Raw genomic sequence first — 20,111 nt, 5'->3', positions numbered from 1 at the left:
GAGGATATTTTAAAGAATTACGGATTGTATCGCCGCATACAATTCTTCATGAATCGAGGCAATACTACGCAATTGATTCTTCTGATTGCAACAAGCAATCCTATGCCAACCATATCGTGCTACCAACTCATCGTAAGCAGCATGAACCGCCTTGAGATATGCGTGATTATTTTCGTGAATATCACCGGTAGCACCACCCGTTTTAGCTACACGGTCTGCCATCAGCGCTTCGCTTACAGATAAAGGCATATCCAATAAACATACCGCGTCAGGCTGCGGCAATCCAAATTTATTAAACTCAAAGTCCTCCAACCAATCTAAGAAGGCTCTGCGCTCTGCAGGATTATCATATTTTACCATCTGATGAATCATGTTTGACGTAGTATACCTATCTGCCAAAATAATCGCGTCACCTTCATAAGCTTCTTGCCAGTCTTGGCGAAAGGAAGCAAATCGATCTACCGCATAGAAAGAACTGGCCACATAGGGATTGACAGCATCAGGAGATGTACCAAAGTCACCGGCTAAGTACATCTTAACAGGCATAGCTGCCGGACTATCATAATTAGGAAAACTTATAGTCTTAACCGCATACCCTTCACTGCGTAAACGCTGTGCCAATACCTTTGTTTGCGTGGCCTTACCGCTGCCATCGCCACCTTCAATAATAATCAATCGTCCCATATATTACTCCTCATTGCACACCACTATCATCTGTAAGCTTTCATCCTTGGCACCATTCGGTACATATCCCAGGGAACGACGTCGTTTTATATACGCTACTACATCCGGTGTAATCCGTTCTCCCATCCCCAAAAAGGGAATTCCCGGCGGATAATAGCTGATGGTTTCGCCACTAATACGACCTATCGCATCCGTCAATGCTACGGTTTCTCTCTTTGCCTGCCAGGCTTGGCGCGGTGTCAACACCACATCAGGTTTAGGCAATCGCACCTCCGAACCTGCGAGGGCCGTAATTGCATCTCGCCCTAGCTCATGAGCAGGATCACTATGCTTACCTTGTACACCCTCTATATTCATTCTATGTAATTCGTCAAGTCGCTCCTTGCTAACAGCCGCCACCGCCTGTACTAAGGCATTAGCTGATGTTTCGTCATCACCGATTGTCAACAATATGAGCACATGATAGCCCTGCACCAATTCAACTTCAATGCGATGCTTGCGCAATCGCTGTTCCGCCTCACGGCCTGATAACTGTAGCCCTTTAAAATCAATAAGAATTTTTGTGCAGTCAAGTCCGCCATCGCCGCCAAAGTCGTTAGCTTCCGGCACCGCTATACCTGTAATAGTACGCAACCGATGCCGCACGGAAACGGACAAGTGTTCCGTAGCCGCTACCAATTGCCTACCTTCCGTAGCTAATTGATGACGTGCCATATCCAAAGAAGCTATAAAAATATAATTTGGACTGGTACTTTGTAGTAATTGATGCGCTTGTGTAATACGTCGGTAATCCACCAATTTACCTTGTGCGTGTAACATAGAGGTCTGCGTCAAGGATCCTGCTAGCTTATGCGTACTCTGTGCCACTACATCAGCACCAGCAGCGATTGCTTCTAGCGGCATGGTTTTACCAAAAGGTAAGTGCGGTCCATGGGCCTCATCGACAAGAACTATCACTCCTCGACGGTGAGCCTCCTCAACAATGTCCTCTATAGCTATACCGATACCATAATAATTAGGATGTACCAATAGCAACGCTTTAGCCTCAGGATGCGCATCCATCGTCCGACATACTTCATCAACAGAAGCTCCCAAAGGAACACCCCATCGTTCACTAAATCGTCCTTCCATATAAATAGGCCGCGCGCCGCTTAACACAAGACCGCCTATTACCGAGCGATGTGCCTCTCTAGGAACAATTATCGCATCCCCTTCGCCAACTGTCCCTAGAATCATAGCTTGAATAATTGCTGTGGTGCCGTTAATAGAAAACCAAGTATGCTCTGCGCCGTACAGCTGCGCTGCCAACTCCTGCGCTTCTTTTAATGGTCCCTCCGGCTCATGTAAATCATCCAGGGCATACATGACACCCAAATCATACGGTAAGGCCGGCCCCATCCAATGTTGTAACAAGACTGGGGCAGACTTACCTATTTTGTGTCCCGGTGTATGGAACGGTACATAGTCTTGCGACACATATTCTTCCAGCATACGCACATAGGGCATATCATTTTGATTCCCCTTCGCCCGTACATCGTTTTCTCTATGGCAATCTACGTTTCCCTCATCCTGTGTCGACATGTCATCCACTGCACGTCCTTGCCTATTACTCTCTTCGCTCATGCAACCTCCTAGCGAAATGTTTCTACAAAATAATGTCGTAACTCATCACCGCGAGGACTTGTATCCCGAATAGCCTCCAATGCTGTACGCAATGATTTTTGTAAGTGATACCGATGAAAATCTGCCGGACGCACCCAGGCATAGTCCGTATGTTCATGTGATAGACGTACCTTCTTTGATGTTGTTTCTGCTACGAATATAACGCCTGTTAAAAAACTGGTTTTCGTTCGGGCAAACGACCACAAGCCGGCCACATCTAACACTTGGACAGACAGACCTGTTTCTTCGCGGACCTCGCGAATAGCCGCCGCTCGCAAGTCTTCACCAAACTCCAAACCACCGCCGGGAAATTCCCACGGACGCAGCCCCTCTCTATCTTTCTTCTGCAATAGAAGTACTTCGCCATCACAGAATACCATGCATTTAACAGACATACTCATGTGTGTCGTCTTTTTCGTAGCTATAGGATTGTCTTGACGAGTATACCGTAATGTGCGATTTCCTTGCCGAGCACTATTTGACTTTATTCCCAACGGTGCTCCGCCACTTTGTTTCACATTACTGCGACCACGACCTGTCACACCGGATTTCTTTTTTTTATTTTTATATAATTTTTTGGTACTGTTTGCCTTAATTACAACGGCGTGTGCATTCTCTCCCGCCGCATAGGCTGTCGCGGAAGCACGTTTTTTTCGTTTATCTGCGTGCCTTTTTATCATAATTCCTCCTAGTATATTTCTTTAGTACTACGCTCATAGTTGTTATATCTTATCTATTATATACTATCCATATATAAGAAAAAAGAGACTATCCATTGATAGTCTCTTTTACTAGTCATTATTTACTGTAAGACGCTACGTATTCCGTACCCAGCGCTACATATTCTTCTAACTGCCGTGCTACCTCATGCAACTGTGAGTGCGTCAACGCATGTAAATGCTTTCCGCCGGCGGCATTATTAATAATATGCGAAATTTCGAAACCACTATATCCCAGCACTGATAAGCGGTTCGATAACGTTCTGATTCTGCTCATAATCGAACCTCCTTTATAAAACGTACTGCAACACGATCGGGTTATATCAAGTTGCGAACTATGGATGGGTTAACTCCATAGGTTATTCATTTTCAATAACGTAATCTATTATATCTAAAAATATTAATATTGTCAAATTCACTCTATAATTTTTACTAATTTATATTAACAGATATTATACCATCTATAAAAATATATGGACACAATCTTTTTTGCACCCGACTAGCGATAATTTATTATTTCGACTCTTAACGTGACTTCAACAATCTAAAGATACATAATAAAATGGCACTTCTTACGAAGTGCCATCTATATATTTTCTGTAAACAATACCGTCTACGATATTATTTCTTCAACTTTGCACGTAATGCCATCACTACCGGAGTACCGATAGCGGTTGCTGCTAAACCTTCCAACGGTCCATGGAATAAAGCCACTCCGATTACAATGTTAAGAACATTACTTACCGGAATTCCTTGCGCTGCCGCATAAGGTTCCGCATAAATGAGATAAATCATCCCCATAACCAAAATAGTATGGATCATCGTTCCTAAGAAAAGCGAAATTGCCACTTTTATCGCTGCTCGTTTTATCGGCATGTATTTATAGATTACATATGCTGCCGGTCCAATTAACATACGCGGGACTACCGCTACCAAAGGATTTAAAAATGCAAAGGACATAATGTTTGGTGCCATAATATTTTGTAGCATACTATACGCACCGAAAACAAAACCAATCACCATCCCTACCTTAGGACCTTCTACGAGAGCCCCTATCAAAGTCGGAATATGCAATATGGTAGCATTAATCGGCGGAATAGGGATAAATCCCAAGCCGGTTACGCTAAGTACTACGGTCAGTGCCGAAAGTAAACCTACCACCGCAATTTGCCGAAGCGAAAATCGTTTTTTCGCGTACGGTGCCTTTACATCCATTGTCTGTTCTTTTGCCATGTGTAATTCCTCCGTTCTTATTCCCCACGGGATATAAGTCGAAATAAAAAAATAAAAAGATGATTTCGTACATGCCTCATTCCGTTCTGTTCAAAAAGATACAGACATTAAGAGGTCACAAAATCATCTAGTATACTAATATAGCGACCTGCATTTGTCAAGCCGCTATCAATATATTCATTTATTTAGTTATCACTTATCATTATTATTTTTAGATGGCATAATGATATCTACATTGGCTATCTTTTCTTTCTGATGCTGTCTACGCTCCCAAATAATTTCTACCCATCTGCCAAGCCACATAGAAATATATAGTACAACAACTTCAAAAAGGCCGGGCGTTACATATACTAAATAGCTACCACGGAATACCGGAAGCAAGAAATCAAGCACCATATATGACCACTCCGGCTTCCAGCCGTATAGCATATGGCCGTTAATAGCCAACCATACTGCAGCCGTAACCAAAATACGACATAACCTAACGGCCTTATTCTCTCCGTGCCGCGGATATAAATACAAAGCAATCGTAGCCATCGTCAAGATTACCAGTGCATACACAACAAGAGCCAGCATACCAAACACAGTGTTGCTGATTTGCATGGCAACCAATGGGTCACTTACGTCCAGCACCAATAAATCACCAAGCAGCAGCATCGGTAAAGGTAAACTATACACCGCAATATCCAGTGTTTCATCGACCAACCCAAATTGGCGCGGTCGATTAAAAAACGCCGTTAACAATGAAGCTGTTCCTACCATTAGCACAATAGCCAGTAGCATCACCGCTGCCCACACAATCGTAATCTGCCACGGTGCTGTTAACGTGACTGATAAAGGTACCAAGCCATTACCGGCTAGGAAAAATACATTCCACCCCAACCAGCTATATACATACATTCCTGTGCGCCAAGGAAACTCCATGCCTAAGCGTACATGCATATTACGATATACCAACACCGGCACAACCAGTGCCAATAGCACAAACACCAACACGGATGTACCTGTTAAATGCCCCATACCGGCCAGCAGAGAAAAGGGAATACATCCCAACGCCGACAGTGCACCAAATCGCAGCATACCTTGCACCATTACTGTTCACCTCTTACTAAACCGGAAACACCATACGCCAACCACAGTCCCATCGCCACCTGACAATACATGATCAGTATAAAGACAACATCACGGCCGATAGTCGGTAATTCCCACAACCACGTTAAATCAAAGGCCATAAAAATTCCATATGTGCCTACTTGAATGAGAAACCACATTAAGAGATACACCCAACGATTGGCGCGTTTTTCTGCCGGGCCAAAGCCACTACGCGATGAAGTAAGATAAAAAAAAGGAATACACACGGACAGTACCGCATAGCTAAACGCGGCTGCCATCGCACTCGATCCATTGTGTATGGTATACGCACCTATGGGCAATAAGATAATAAAAAAGCTCATGAATAGCGTCCGTCCTAATATATCGGTAAGAACCTTCATGATAACCCCCTTGTCATACATACTTGTCATGCAAACTCAACTCTTCTCATTCTACTATATCTATGGCTCCCAGACAAGCATAACACATAGGAAAAGGCTGTTATCGTCAATGTTCTCAACGATAACAGCCTTAGTATCAAATAAATTTACCGGTTAGCCTCTCTATTTTGTTCAGCGCAAGTATCCGGTAGCAACGGAGTCATACTCCGTAATCCTATTCCCAGCGTAAATAAATTATGCAGCCATGCTGTAATACTCGGTGTCAATATTTCAAATACACCAAGCCCTACTAAGCCACCGTTGACACCGACAATCGAATTGTAATTAAAATGAATGCGCTTCATCAACGCCATGGAAATTCGACGCAAATCGACAAGAGCTTGCAGATTATTCGATGAAATAGTGACGTTAGCAATTTTTTGTGCAATAGGTGCACCTTCGTTCATAGCAACGCCTACGTGCGCTTCCGACAGTGCCGGAGAATCGTTAATGCCATCGCCAACCATCATAACCGTATAACCATCCTCTTTTGCCTGCTTAACAAAGGCTGCCTTATCATCGGGTAACACCTCGGCATACACTTCATCGATACCAATATCCGCTGCTACCCGTTCCGCATTGCGTTTACTATCGCCGGTCATCATAACCACTTTTTTTACTCCCAGTTCGTGAAGTTCGCGAACTACCTGTGCTGCTTCTTCGCGCACCGGGTCTTTAATGCAGATAACCGCTGCCAAGCGACCGCGAATTGCTAAGTACAGATGGGATGACGTGTTGGGCAGTGCATTAAATTTATCTATTTCATCTTCCGGGATAACTGTTTTTTCATCCTCGAAAATAAAATGCGCACTGCCAATACGGCATCGATAGCGACTTACCCTCGATGCGATACCATGCGCTACAATATATTCCACCTTAGAGTGAAGCTCTTTATGAGGTAAATTGTGCTGTGTCGCCGCATTAACAACGGCCTTTGCCATAGAATGAGGGAAATGCTCTTCCAAACAAGCAGCGAGCATTAGCATTTCATCCGCATCGCGTCCATCAAATGGAATTATCTGTTCAAACACAGGCTCTGCTTTCGTCAATGTTCCGGTTTTATCAAAAACAACCATATCTGCCGCCGCAATTTGCTCCAGGAATTTACCGCCCTTCACCGTAATTCCTCGTTGTGAAGCCTCTTGCATAGCCGATAGTACCGCCAACGGGATACTTAGTTTAAGCGCACAAGAAAAATCCACCATTAGGAACGAAAGTGCTTTCATAGTATTACGCGTTAGTAAATATGTTAAAAGGGTGCCGGCAAAGCTGAGGGGAACTAATCGATCCGCCATGTGGAATGCCTTCTGCTCCATACCTGACTTCATCTGTTCCGACTCCTCGATGAGTGATACGATTTTTTCATACCGAGAGCTCTTCGAATTCCCTCGCACTTCGATGGTACACTCGCCTTCCTCGATTACCGTACCCGCGTAGACAGATGATTCCGCATCGCGTCTTACCGGTACAGGTTCACCGGTCATAGAACTTTCATTTACTAGGACTACACCATCAACGACAACACCATCAACAGGCACAACCTCACCTTGCCGCAAAACTACTAAATCACCTTCGCCTACTTCGGCTACAGGCCGACTGATTTCCGTACCATCAACCTTTACCCACACTTTATCGACGTTAAGCGACATACTTTCCGCCAAATTCAAAACGGATTTTCTAAGAGTCCATTCTTCCAAGGTTTCGCCGATTCCCAGCAAATACATAACTGCGCCTGCCGTTGATACATCCCCACGTAACAACGATACCGTAATAGCGACACCATCCAACACATCCACTGTCAATCGCCGTTTCCACAAGGCTTTTACAGCCTTGCCAACAAACTTAACTGCACTCACCCACGACCAAGCCGTACGCAATGGCATAGGTAAAAGCAAACGCTTCCCTACATACAAAAGCGTTTGATTGATCATATCTTCTCGATAACGCTTGTTCACAAGGCGCGGCGAGTACTCTGTTAATGCGGGAGCCTTCGTTAAATCCAAATCACGTATAGAGAGAATCGCCGCCTTAACTGCCGCTTCATCACCGTTATGTATCACCACAACTTCACCGGAGCGTGTAAAAAACTGTGCCTTTTCAATAGCATCCGTTCGTTCCAGCATCTCTTCTATGTAAGCAGCCTGTGCATCAGTAAATAGCCAACCTGTACATTTCACATGCAACCGGCGGCGCAATCGTCTGATTACAGAAAAGCGTATCATATTATTTTTCCTTTACTTCTTTGGTAACTTCTTTAAATAACTCTTCACTGCGTGCTTCGTTAATTTCTTTAGCTTCCGCTAAAATATCACCGCTGCTGGCCTGTACTTTTTCTGCTGTCTGCATAATACTTTCCTTCGCACGCAATCCTGCCGCTACAACATTTGCATACACTTTACGCGCATCCTTACTGGTCAATACTTTGAGGCCCAACGTACCTAAAGCCAATCCGGACATAAAGAAGTTTGCGTTTTGTACCTTGTTCTTGTTGAATTTCATCATTATGAAAACCACCTTTCATTACTTGGCATCAGTATAGATGCCCGCTTTACACAAATCCCATGTATATATGTAGCAAAAAGAGCCGAAGAAATAATCACTTACTTCTTCGGCCCCCTTTGTAACTACCCAATAGATATACAGACCCTTACGAACAACAACATCCTACCATTTATTTTTTTGCTTCCATCATACTGCTACATCCACCGCAACCGGAGGAAGACTCTGCCTTACTTGCGCCGCAACCGCCACAACTACCACAGCCGCCTTTTCCCTGCCAACTACGATACGCTTTTCTCGCTACATACAGCACTGCCAAAAGCCCGATTAAGTAGACTATCATTGTTTCCATCATTATAAACCATCTTCTTTCTATTATCAATTAGATATTAACATGCACATGTAAGGAAATATATAAATCCCTATATGTTAAATAACTTTATCACTCCATAGATAATTATTGATTTTCAATTAGAAAGTTGAAAGCTTTCCTTGAATTTTACAATTAATGGAAGCCCATGAGCAAACCAATGCGATATACGGCAAAGGTACAAACCCAAGCCAACACATTAGAATACACAAAGAAGAAGGCTAACCATTTCCATCCGCCGGCTTCACGTTTAAACACAGCCATTGCTGCAAAGCAAGGCGGATAAATAAGCACAAACGTCATTAAGCCAACTGCTACCAAAGGACTGAACGCCGGATCCTGCTGGAGATATACCTGAAGCGGTGCTTCATTATCTTCATCAGCAGCTACCGCATAAATCGTCCCCAGTGTACTTACCATAACTTCCTTAGCAGCTAAAGCAGTTACCAAAGATACACTCATCTTCCAATCAAAGCCAAGCGGTTTCATAATTGGTTCAATCGCTTTACCAATCATCGCTGCATAGGAGCCTTGAATCTTTTCAGACGCTTCCTGCTGATCCAAGAGACTAATCTGTTCATCACGTTCCTGATTATTCAAATAAATAGCCCAAGCTACATCGAATTTACCATTAGCGGTAGCGCGGATAGAGGACATGTATTCAGGCACTTCTGCTGTTTTTTCATCAGCGGCTTCCTCTGCCGTTGCTGTCTCTTCATCATCGCCTTCCTCTTCGGCAGCCGCTTCGGCTTCTTCCGTAGCTGCCGTCATTTCATCAACAATGGCCATAACAGCATCCTTACCGTCAGATGTGTTGATACCGAACTGAGCTAACAGCGCATCATCCTTAGCATCAAACGTTTGGGTCACCTGTTCGCGAGCCGCATCAAAGTCTTGGGAATATTGAACATCCTGCGGATAAGTGGCCAGGAACCAAATCAATACGGATGCAGCCAAAATAAACGTACCGGCCTTTTTAATATATAACCAAGCCCGTTCCCACATATGCATTAATACATTTTTTAGTGTAGGCATATGATACGGTGGCATTTCCATAACAAACGGTTCAGATTCGCCGGGGAATAAAAACTTACGGAAAATCTTAGACATAACAACGGCCAAAATAACACCTGCAATATATACTGCAAAAAGTGCTGTCCCTCGCTGCGCAACCGGGAAAAAGGCTCCGATAAATAAAGTATATACCGGCAAACGAGCACTACAGCTCATGAGTTGCGATACCAGAATCGTAATCATCCGATCTCGGCGATTGTCCAAAATACGCGCGCCCATAATAGCCGGGATACTGCACCCAAAACCAAGAAGCAACGGAATAAAGGATTTACCGTGTAAACCGCACGCACGCATGACACGGTCCATAACAAACGCTGCACGTGCCATATATCCAGTGTCCTCCAAGAAGGAGATGCCCAAGAATAACAAGACAATCAGCGGCACAAAGCTGAGAACAGCACCAACACCACCGATAATCCCGTCAACAACCAACGATTGTAATTGTCCGGCCGGAATAACGGTCTTCGCCCATTCTCCCAACGCTGCCACACCATCTTCAATCCAGCCCTGCGGATAGGCACCGATTTCATTAACTAAGTTAAACATGAGCCACATAACAAAAAGGAAAATCGGAAGCCCCAATACTCGATGTGTCAAAATTTTATCCAACTTATCCGACTGGGTATCCTGCATTTTTGCTTCACCTTTAAGAGACGCCGTATACGTAGCTACTGCATAACGGTGACGGAATTCTTGGAATACAACTTCCAAATCCACCTTATCTTTCAGTGTATTGCGAAGCTCTTCAGCCTTAGCTAATACCCTCTCCGTATTTTCAAAAACCCGTACCTTTTTAGCTACGTCCGCATCATTTTCAAGTAGCTTAATTGCTACCCAACGAATCGGATAGGTAATGCTGCCGGCCTTTTCGATTTCTGCTACCAACTCTTGAATAGCTGGTTCCAGTACATCACCGTAATTAATGGTAATACCCGGTTTCTTTTGCTCTCTTGCTACATCGATAACAGCATCAAGTAGATCCTTAGTCCCTACATTATTTCTGCCTACCGTGCTGACAATTGTGGCACCGGTCATTTCGCTCAATTTTCTGATATCGATATCAATGCCCATTTCCTTAGCTACGTCCGCCATATTAAGGGCCATAACCAAAGGACGTTCTAATTCTAAAAGCTGTGCCGCTAAATATAAATTTCGTTCGAGGTTGGATGCATCCAATACATTGATGATTACATCCGGTTCATCGTTAATAATTGTATTACGAGCCACTAATTCATCCAGTGACCGTGCCGTTAAGCTGTATGTCCCCGGCAAGTCGATGAGCATCATCTCTTGTCCTTTATAAGTACATTCGCCTTCCTTCTTTTCAACAGTTACACCGGGATAGTTACCCACATGCTGTTTAGAACCTGTTATATTGTTAAAAATAGTAGTCTTGCCGCAGTTCGGGTTGCCGGCTAACGCAATCCGGATGCTGTTGGCCTTACTGTCTGCCATTACACTTCCTCCTAATCAGCCTCTACATCTATTGTTGCTGCCTCACTTACACGCAGTGCTAAATCAAAGTTTTTAACTTTAATCTCCACCGGATCCCCCAAAGGAGCAAACTTCATCACACGAACCTTCGTCCCCGGCACCAGTCCCATATCGATAAGACGATGCTTGATGTTGCCGGTACCACGAAGAGCAACGATAATCCCTTCATCATTTGGTTTCATCTGTGCCAATGTCTTCGTAGCCATAACTACACCTCCTATGCAAGACACTCACAAACAGCCTTGCCACTTAAATGATAAATAATTGCAACTCAATTATAACAACCTTCTCCCAATATTTCAATAACCATTATCAATATTTAATATTTTCGATACACTTCGAATATTTTAGATAATATCTAAAAATAGCTTAATTATCCTCTTTATACCTATCATCATCCACTCTGTCCATTATCATTTACATGATAATCCACCTCTTTTTAAATTGAGAAATTTTATCAAAATTATTTATGACCATGCATTTTAACGTCCATATTTTCTCATTTATATTTTCACTTTCTCTATTTATGTTGCCCACGTCACGCAAACAAGGTATTTATTTGCTCTCCCCTATAACTTTCCTGTATAATTTAAAAAAAGGATATTTTCAATTAATAGATGTCTCAGCCTCAGTATTTTCTCTACTAATTGATAAAGCGAGAATGTACATTGATTTGTATATATCACCTAAGGCACACGATGACACCTCATTTATAAGATTTTATTTATAAGATTTTATTTACAAGATTTTATTTATTATTTTGTTATTTATTATGACCAAGGAAACTGCTATGAAAACATTTCAACCATTAGGGGTACTCCCTCAATTACAAGATGCACTATTAAAAAAAGGAATCAAAGAACCCACGCCGATTCAAGCGCAGGCTATCCCTCCCATTTTTAAGGGTCACGATGTCATTGCTAAAGCCCAAACAGGTACGGGCAAAACATTGGCGTTCTTACTGCCTATTATTCAACGTATCCATATTGATCTCCATCAAGAACAAGCACTTATTATCGCTCCTACCCGTGAGTTAGTTCGTCAATTAGCCGACGAAGCGAAATACATCGGAGATATTCTCGGCGTTGATGTGCTACCCTTAACAGGTGGTCGTACTATAGAAGGACAATTACAACAACTCGGACGACGCCCACAAGTCATCCTCGGTACACCGGGACGTCTGTTGGATCATGCTGAGCGCGGCTCTCTTCACCTTGACACAGTACGTCGCGTTGTATTAGACGAAGCCGATCAAATGCTACATATGGGATTCTTGCCGGATGTAGAAACATTAATCGATCGTACCGATGCCAATCGACAGCTTCTTCTATTCTCCGCTACCATCCCCGACCGCATTCGCGCCTTAGCTAAAAGCTATATGAAAAAGCCTATGTCTGTTACGGTCAAAGGTGAGCATATTACCTTAGATACCATTGATCAACGAGTGTATATGATGGATGCCAAGGACAAGTTGCCCCGTCTTATCGAAATGATTTGGGAAGATAATCCGTATCTGGCCATCGTCTTCTGCAATACTCGTGAAAGTGCCATCCGACTTTCCTATGAATTAACCGCAGCCGGATTTACTATCGGAGAAATGCATGGCGATATGACACAAGGCCGACGTACACAGGTATTGCGAGAATTTGCACGTGCCCGCACGCAGATTTTGGTAGCTACCGATATTGCAGCACGCGGTATTGACATTGAAGGTATCAGTCACGTCTACAATTACGAAGTACCTCATGACGTAGACTACTATATCCATCGTATCGGCCGTACCGGTCGTGCCGGTACCACCGGCGTTGCAGTTACCTTTGCTTCACCGGATGAAGAAATTTGGCTCCGTCGCATCGAACGAGCCATCGAGGCTACCTTAACAAAATATACAAAGGATGGACAAATTAAAACCAAGGGCAGTAAGCAAGCACCCAAGAAAGTAACATCTTCGAAAAAAACAACCATCACCTCTACGTATCAGGCCACCAAAGCCAAGGCACATAAAGCTCGTGGTCACAAAGGAAGTAATACACGGCAACGACGCACCGGATCTTCCGGGGGACGCCGCGGTCGCCGATAATACCAATAACACAAAAAGCCTATTCACTATATCATCATCGTTACTCAATAACGATAGATGAACAATAGCGAATAGGCTTTTTACTTTCCTACGCATCCCAAATGTGAGGAATATGAAATTCTTTAAACAACTTAATAGCATACTGATCGGTCAATCCGGCCACATAATCAACAATGTCCGTAACACTGACAATGCGATTGTGCCCTACCTCATGACGCAATGCCTCGGGATGTTCCAAATAATACGTAAACAAATGCTTAACTACATAGGCCGCTTTCTCTCGTTCCGGAATCATGGAAGGGGCCAGATATACATTCGTAAACATAAAACGGCGAAAACTATTCATTACTTCCGTAATGACAGGCGACATTTTAATCGCTGCCTGATCCATAGAACTTTCTACCATGTCCTTTACCATACTGGTAATCATCTCCGATGGCGTTGTACCCAAATACTCCCGAACTTCTATAGGAAGGGCCCGACTGTCCAGCATGCCTGCCCGCTGTGCATCGTCAAAGTCATGGCATAAATACGCAATGCGGTCAGCGGTTCGTATAATTTGTCCTTCCAAGGTATACGGTATATGTGCGCCGGTATGTCCCAGGATACCATCACGTACCTCTTTCGTAAGATTGAGACCGCAGCCGTTTTTTTCGATGACTTCCACCATGCGCAGGCTTTGCTCGTTATGATTAAAATGTCCTACCATATCACGCAATGCAAATTCACCTACATGCCCGAATGGCGTATGTCCTACATCATGTCCCATAGCAATGGCTTCGACTAAATCCTCATTCAACCGCAACGCCCGCGCAACGGTACGACCAATCTGTCCCACTTCCAAGGTGTGTGTCATCCTCGTTCGATAATGATCGCCGGGAGCAATATATACCTGTGTTTTATGCTTCAAACGCCGAAAACATTTGCTATGAATAATACGATCTCTATCGCGTTGAAAGGCGGTGCGTAGCGGATCCTTCGGTTCATATCGATCGCGTTCCGCCCGACTGCTTTTAGCTGCCAACGGCGACAGTATCGTCTCTTCTCGTTCTTCAATCTCTTCTCGTATGCGCATCTTCATATACAACAGCCTCCGTATCCCCCAGTAACTACGAGTTCAGACCTATAATAATTCACTTTTTATTACGAACAAGTAAAGGGTAAGCTACTCGTATTACGCCTCCTGCAAGCGATTGCGATCAATAATTTGCATAACGAAGGATGCCGTTTCTTCGATAGATTTGTTTGTTACATCCAGTACCGGACAATGTACTCGACGCATAACGGCACGAGCATATTCCAGTTCTTCTTCAATGCGCGCGATTGTTGCATAGTTCGCTTCACCGTCTAATCCCATCGTACGCAACCGTTCACTACGAATATTATTTAATTTATACGGATCGATAACAAGACCCACTACCTTCTTTGGCGGAATTTTAAATAATTCTTCCGGCAACGGTACTTCCGGCACTAACGGCAAGTTGGCTGCCTTTATCTTTTTATATGCCAAGAACATAGATAACGGTGTTTTACTTGTACGGGACACCCCAATAATAACGATATCAGCTTTTTCAAATCCCTGTGGATTTTTACCGTCATCATATTTTACGGCAAACTCAATAGCTTCTACCTTTTTAAAGTATTCTTGGTCAAGCTTATGTACCATACCGGCTGTAAGGCGCGGTTTTGTGTCTGCCACCGTACCTACCGCATCCAATACCGGTCCCATAATATCAACAGCTTGCACGCCCATAACCGTCGCTTGTTCATGTAAAAATTTGCGCAATGTCGGCGACACGATGGTATGACAAATAATATGTTTACCTCCGGCTGCTTCCTTTAGTATATCCGTAATTTGCGATTCCTGATTAATATACGGAATACGCACAATATCTATATTTTCTTGATCGAATTGACTAGCCGTTGCCCTTGCCACCGACTCTGCCGTTTCCCCCAAAGAATCCGAAATAGCAAAAATAATTTTATTTGCCATAGTGCACCTCACTTATTTTAAGCCACATTCAAGAAATACTTTTACAATGGATGTCTTCGATACGCGACCGACCACTTTTAATTTACGCCGCCCGTCTACATCCTCTCGTTCGATAACGGGAACACAATCTATTTCATAGTCTATCATACGTTGCGCCGCATCTACCACACTATCCTCCGGTCCGACCCAAATAACCTTGCTGGCCGGTGTCATCACCATGGATATAGGCATCGTGTTGGGATCGTTTTGTCCAATAGCTGCACGCAATAAATCCTTACGCGATACCAGACCTACCAAATATCCGTCTTCACACACCAAGAGAGTACCAACGTCTTCCGTAAACATCATAACAATTGTATCATACAAACTCATCCCCGGTGTAACAGCCACTGCCTGTGCCATTACTTGTGATACCTTATATCGGTTGATTTCCTCTGCCGCCGGATCCGGTCGGTTCGTTCCCACATAATAATAACCTACTTTAGGGCGCGCATCTAACAATCCCGTCATAGTCAATACCGTTAAATCCGAACGCAAGGCCGAACGCGTTACATGTAAGCGCGCTGCGATTTCTTTACCGGTAATGGGCCCGTCCGCCTTTACCATAGCCGCAATTGTTTCTTGTCGCTTTGACAGCTTCACAGTCTCACCCCTTTTCCTTTACTATGAAAAAAGGAGGCTCCGTAGAGCCTCCTCTGTTATCTATTACCATTCCAATTCGTTATTGTCTACACGACCACGACCGGTTACCGCATCCAACAAAATGCGCTGTTCCAGCTGTGCTACCATTTTCTTAGTAGATACAACCGCATCAGGGTTTACGGAAATAGAATCGATACCGCTCTTTACGAGGAATTCGCAGAACTCAGGATATACACTAGGCGCCTGACCGCAAATAGATACCGTCTTACCATCCTTATGCGCTACTTCGATAAGATGACGAACCGCACGACGTACTGCCAAGTTGCGTTCATCGTAAATATGCTGTACTGTTTCATTATCACGGTCACAGCCCAAAATCAACATCGTCAAATCATTGGAGCCAATAGAGTATCCATCTACAAACTTATTGAATTGATCTGCCAAAATAATATTTGCCGGAATTTCTGCCATCAACCATACTTTGAAATCGGCACTGCGTGCTAATCCGTTTTCAGCCATAATACGCGTTACTTCTTCCGCTTCTTTTACTGTACGGCAGAAAGGAATCATAACCTGCAAATTCTTGAAGCCATATTCCTCACGAACCTTGCGAATGGCCTGCAATTCCAATAAGAAGGCCGGCGCGTATTTCGGATCATAGTAACGAGAAGCACCGCGCCATCCGAGCAATGCACTGGATTCATGCGGTTCATATTTATCGCCACCCTTAAGATCGCGATACTCGCTGGATTTGAAGTCGCTAAGGCGAACAACTACCTGACGTGGAGCCAAGGCCTGACACACCTTGCGCATACCTTCAGCCAAGGTATCTACCGCAAAATCACTGCGACCGGTTTCAATCAAATGCAACGGATGTTCATGAATGAAAGTAGTCCAGATAAATTCTTCACGCATCAAGCCAATACCATCGCACGGAAGAACACCGTATTTTTCCGCTAAATCAGGATCGCCCAAATTCATATACACTTTCGTGCCCGTTACCGGCACATTTTCCACCACCTGCTGTGCTGCCGGCTGTTCTGCTTTCTTTTGTACTTCTTCCAACATGCCGTCGTAAACGATACCGTTAGTAGCATCTACCGTAATCAACTGACCATCGGAAATACGTTTGGTACCTTCTTCGCTGCGACTCTTCGTACCAACGATACAAGGAATGCCCAATTCGCGACTTACAATGGAAGCATGACAAGTCATACCGCCGGCATCGGTAACGATAGCTTTAGCTTTCTTCATAGCCGGAACCCAGTCAGGCGCAGTCATGGTGGTTACCAAAATTTCGCCTTCCTTGAAACCATCAATATCTGCCGGATCAAGAATAACATGTGCCTTACCTGCAGCACATCCCGGGCTGGCCGGCAAGCCTTTTACAACAATTTCACGCGTCGTTGTCGTCGGTGCCGTAGTTTCTTCAACTACCGGTTTAGCATCCTTATTTTTACGAGACCAAACGGTTTCCGGACGAGCCTGTAAAATCCAAATCTTACCGTCTCGTTCATCAACGCCCCATTCCATATCCATATAGCAACCGTAATGCTTTTCGATAGCCTTAGCATAGGTAGCCAATTCCAATACCTGTTCATCGGTAATTACCTGAGATTTAGCTTTTTCCGGCGGTACGATTTCTTCTACGCAATCCCCTTCTGGACGACGTACCAAGGAAATGTTTTTATCATTAATCATACGATTGATAATCTTCATATCTTTCTTATTGACCGTGAAGTTATCCGGCGTAACCGTTCCCTGTACAACATATTCGCCAAGGCCCCAAGAACCTTCAATTAAAATATTTTCGTCATTGCCTGTAACAAGATCAACGGTGAACATAACACCGGCTGCTTTGGAGAATACCATCATTTGAATGGCCGCACTCAAAGCAACCGTCATATGATCAAAGCCCTGTTTTACACGATAGTAGGTAGCACGATCGGTGAATGTAGATGCATAGCATTCCTTTACCTTCTGAATGATAACATCTGCGCCGCGTACATTGAGGTAGGTATCCTGCTGACCGGCAAAGCTGGCATCCGGTAAATCTTCGGCTGTCGCACTGGAGCGAACCGCTACGAACGGATTATCTTCGCCGACTTTCTTGCCCAATTCTGCATAACCATCACGAATGGCCTGTGCTAAATCTGCCGGCATCTCTTCCTTACAAATCATATCGCGAATGTTCTGGCATACTTCGCGCAATAAAGCAGAGTTTTCTACGTCATCCAACTTATCCAACTCAGCTTTAATACGGCTTTCCAATCCGGTCTGTTCCATAAAATAACGATACCCGTGTGCCGTAGTTGCAAATCCGTAAGGAACCGGAACATTTGTAGACGAAGTCATTTCACCGAGAGATGAAGACTTACCGCCAACCAACGCAACGTCTTCACGACGTAATTCATCAAACCAAAGCACATACGCATTCTCGCGATTCATACTGGTAACCTCCTACACTAACGTGTAACCTAACAAGTAACTCATTTTGCTTATTATGAATTTGATTGCCTTATATCATTCCATGCGCAAAATAATATAATCGCCAAATAATATGCAATATAACGACATAATGTATATCTAACATACGATCTTACATGCACATATGCCATACTATACACACTATTTCAAATTCATATGACTTATTTCTCTTAAATAGTATAACACTTATCTGGAAATGTCAACACTATTTAGTGTACATCATTGAACTATGTGTCATATAACAAAGAAGAAGCTTTCAATTACATTCCTGCAATTACTCTATAGAACATACAGTATATCCCATCTGCTCCACATAAAAAGCACCTATCGATATGTGTCTTCAACAGACGCAACCGGTAGGTGCTCTTATAGTATGTATATGGCTAAGCTACATCCTAGCTCTTTTATTACTTAAATGCTATTTTGATGAACTTCCGCTTGCCCACCTGTAATACCATACCCTCGGTGAGCTCGATATTTTCTTCACTGCATTTTTCACCGTCAATCTTAAAAGCCCCTGCCTTAATAGAGCGACGTGCTTCACTGTTGCTGGCCGTAAGCCCGGCATCCGTTAATAACTGCGGTACATACACAGCTTCCGACGGAGCTTCCATAGCATACTCCGGAATATCGGTCGGCAATGCATGCTTTTGGAAAATTTGAACGAAATGAGCCTGTGCACGATCGGCTGCTTCTTCGCCATGATACAAGCGCACAATCGTATGTGCCAACTTCATCTTCGTATCACGCGGATGTGCCGTGCCATCAGCCAAGGCTTTTTCCAAAGCTTCCTGCTCTTCAATGGACATATCCGTTACCAACATGAAATAGCGCATCATCAATTCGTCAGGAATCGACATTGCTTTACCGTACATTTCTTCCGGTGCTTCACTGATACCAATATAGTTGCCTAAGGATTTACTCATTTTCTGCACACCGTCAAGGCCTTCCAAGATAGGCATGGTAATAACAACCTGCGGCTCCTGTCCGAATTCCTGTTGCAAATGACGCCCCATCAACACATTAAAGGTCTGATCGGTACCGCCAAATTCAATATCAGCATGGAGTGCTACCGAGTCATACCCCTGCATGAGAGGATACATAAATTCATGCACCCCGATGGCACGCCCTTCCGTATAGCGCTTGTGGAAATCATCGCGTTCCAACATACGTGCTACTGTGTATTTGGCTGCTAACTTTAATACATCTTCAAAGCTTAATTTGCTAAGCCATTCACTGTTGTAACGAACGATGGTTTTCTTTTCATCCAATACTTTAAAAATTTGTTCCTTATAGGTAGCTGCATTACGAAGAACTGCTTCTTCATCCAGTGGCGGACGTGTAGCACTCTTACCGGTAGGATCACCGATGCGAGCCGTGAAATCGCCGATAAGGATTACAATCTGATGTCCCAAATCCTGGAACGTTTTTAGCTTACGAAGTACTACCGTATGACCTAAATGAATATCCGGTGCTGTCGGATCAAGACCCAATTTTACCACCAAAGGCTTATTCTTAGTCATAGATTCTTCCAGCTTTTTCTTTAGCTCTTCTTCCGGAAGTATAGTATCTACACCATGTTTAATCAGGCGCAGTTGTTCTTCCACTGTTTTCATCCTCGTACATCCTCCTTAAAATTAAC

Annotated in this window: 18 protein-coding genes; 1 reads left to right on the top strand and 17 read right to left on the bottom strand. The window is 43.8% G+C overall.

The window, feature by feature from the left end:
• Positions 1-9 precede the first annotated feature (9 nt).
• From Q5873_RS04620 to Q5873_RS04565, 12 genes are all read right to left on the bottom strand, one after another.
• Positions 10-684, bottom strand: coding sequence for a dTMP kinase (locus tag Q5873_RS04620; protein ID WP_288190273.1), 675 nt, complete (start codon positions 682-684; stop codon positions 10-12).
• A 3-nt stretch (positions 685-687) separates the two neighbouring features.
• Positions 688-2,190 (bottom strand): aminotransferase class I/II-fold pyridoxal phosphate-dependent enzyme, encoded by a 1,503-nt coding sequence (locus Q5873_RS04615; protein WP_303059619.1) that lies wholly within the window; start codon positions 2,188-2,190, stop codon positions 688-690.
• A gap of 125 nt (positions 2,191-2,315) precedes the next feature.
• Positions 2,316-3,026 carry an NUDIX hydrolase gene (locus Q5873_RS04610; protein WP_288190274.1) on the bottom strand — a complete coding sequence of 237 codons (711 nt, stop codon included), beginning with the start codon at positions 3,024-3,026 and terminating at the stop codon, positions 2,316-2,318.
• Positions 3,027-3,144: 118 nt separating this feature from the next.
• Positions 3,145-3,342, bottom strand: a complete 198-nt coding sequence (locus Q5873_RS04605; RefSeq protein WP_028255607.1) for a hypothetical protein — start codon at positions 3,340-3,342, stop codon at positions 3,145-3,147.
• A gap of 344 nt (positions 3,343-3,686) precedes the next feature.
• Positions 3,687-4,298, bottom strand: a complete 612-nt coding sequence (locus Q5873_RS04600; protein ID WP_028255606.1) for an ECF transporter S component — start codon at positions 4,296-4,298, stop codon at positions 3,687-3,689.
• A gap of 192 nt (positions 4,299-4,490) precedes the next feature.
• On the bottom strand, positions 4,491-5,390 hold the full coding sequence (locus Q5873_RS04595) for a hypothetical protein (RefSeq protein WP_303059518.1): 900 nt from the start codon (positions 5,388-5,390) through the stop codon (positions 4,491-4,493).
• A complete protein-coding gene (locus tag Q5873_RS04590) occupies positions 5,390-5,791 on the bottom strand; it encodes a hypothetical protein (RefSeq protein WP_303059516.1) in 402 nt (133 codons plus the stop codon). The genes Q5873_RS04595 and Q5873_RS04590 overlap by 1 nt, the downstream gene beginning before the upstream one ends.
• A 146-nt stretch (positions 5,792-5,937) precedes the next feature.
• Positions 5,938-8,052, bottom strand: a complete 2,115-nt coding sequence (locus tag Q5873_RS04585; protein ID WP_303059514.1) for a heavy metal translocating P-type ATPase — start codon at positions 8,050-8,052, stop codon at positions 5,938-5,940.
• Position 8,053: 1 nt separating this feature from the next.
• Positions 8,054-8,332, bottom strand: coding sequence for a DUF6110 family protein (locus Q5873_RS04580; protein ID WP_303059512.1), 279 nt, complete (start codon positions 8,330-8,332; stop codon positions 8,054-8,056).
• 169 nt (positions 8,333-8,501) lie between these two features.
• Entirely contained in the window at positions 8,502-8,684 is a 183-nt protein-coding gene (locus Q5873_RS04575) for a FeoB-associated Cys-rich membrane protein (protein WP_038155262.1), read from the bottom strand.
• A gap of 150 nt (positions 8,685-8,834) precedes the next feature.
• Entirely contained in the window at positions 8,835-11,228 is a 2,394-nt protein-coding gene (feoB, locus tag Q5873_RS04570; RefSeq protein ID WP_303059511.1) for a ferrous iron transport protein B, read from the bottom strand.
• An 11-nt stretch (positions 11,229-11,239) separates the two neighbouring features.
• Positions 11,240-11,473: a FeoA family protein gene (locus Q5873_RS04565; RefSeq protein ID WP_028255599.1), complete on the bottom strand. Its 234-nt coding sequence runs from the start codon at positions 11,471-11,473 to the stop codon at positions 11,240-11,242.
• 584 nt (positions 11,474-12,057) lie between these two features.
• On the opposite strand from Q5873_RS04565, the gene Q5873_RS04560 reads away from it, so the two are divergent.
• Positions 12,058-13,347 carry a DEAD/DEAH box helicase gene (locus tag Q5873_RS04560; protein ID WP_303059509.1) on the top strand — a complete coding sequence of 430 codons (1,290 nt, stop codon included), beginning with the start codon at positions 12,058-12,060 and terminating at the stop codon, positions 13,345-13,347.
• 88 nt (positions 13,348-13,435) lie between these two features.
• On the opposite strand, the gene Q5873_RS04555 is transcribed toward Q5873_RS04560, so the two are convergent.
• From Q5873_RS04555 to tyrS, 5 genes are all read right to left on the bottom strand, one after another.
• Positions 13,436-14,422, bottom strand: a complete 987-nt coding sequence (locus Q5873_RS04555) for a deoxyguanosinetriphosphate triphosphohydrolase (RefSeq protein ID WP_288759334.1) — start codon at positions 14,420-14,422, stop codon at positions 13,436-13,438.
• A gap of 99 nt (positions 14,423-14,521) precedes the next feature.
• Positions 14,522-15,340: a pyruvate, water dikinase regulatory protein gene (locus tag Q5873_RS04550; protein ID WP_028255596.1), complete on the bottom strand. Its 819-nt coding sequence runs from the start codon at positions 15,338-15,340 to the stop codon at positions 14,522-14,524.
• A gap of 12 nt (positions 15,341-15,352) precedes the next feature.
• Positions 15,353-15,982, bottom strand: a complete 630-nt coding sequence (locus Q5873_RS04545; protein ID WP_276627424.1) for a helix-turn-helix transcriptional regulator — start codon at positions 15,980-15,982, stop codon at positions 15,353-15,355.
• A gap of 63 nt (positions 15,983-16,045) precedes the next feature.
• Positions 16,046-18,430, bottom strand: coding sequence for a phosphoenolpyruvate synthase (ppsA, locus tag Q5873_RS04540; protein WP_303059505.1), 2,385 nt, complete (start codon positions 18,428-18,430; stop codon positions 16,046-16,048).
• Positions 18,431-18,876: 446 nt separating this feature from the next.
• Positions 18,877-20,085, bottom strand: coding sequence for a tyrosine--tRNA ligase (gene tyrS / locus Q5873_RS04535; RefSeq protein ID WP_205088178.1), 1,209 nt, complete (start codon positions 20,083-20,085; stop codon positions 18,877-18,879).
• Positions 20,086-20,111: the final 26 nt, after the last annotated feature.

It is taken from the genome of Veillonella magna (assembly GCF_959600285.1).
GTDB classification, from domain to species: Bacteria; Bacillota; Negativicutes; order Veillonellales; family Veillonellaceae; genus Veillonella_A; species Veillonella_A magna.
This window is presented reverse-complemented; position numbering and strand designations above follow the sequence as displayed.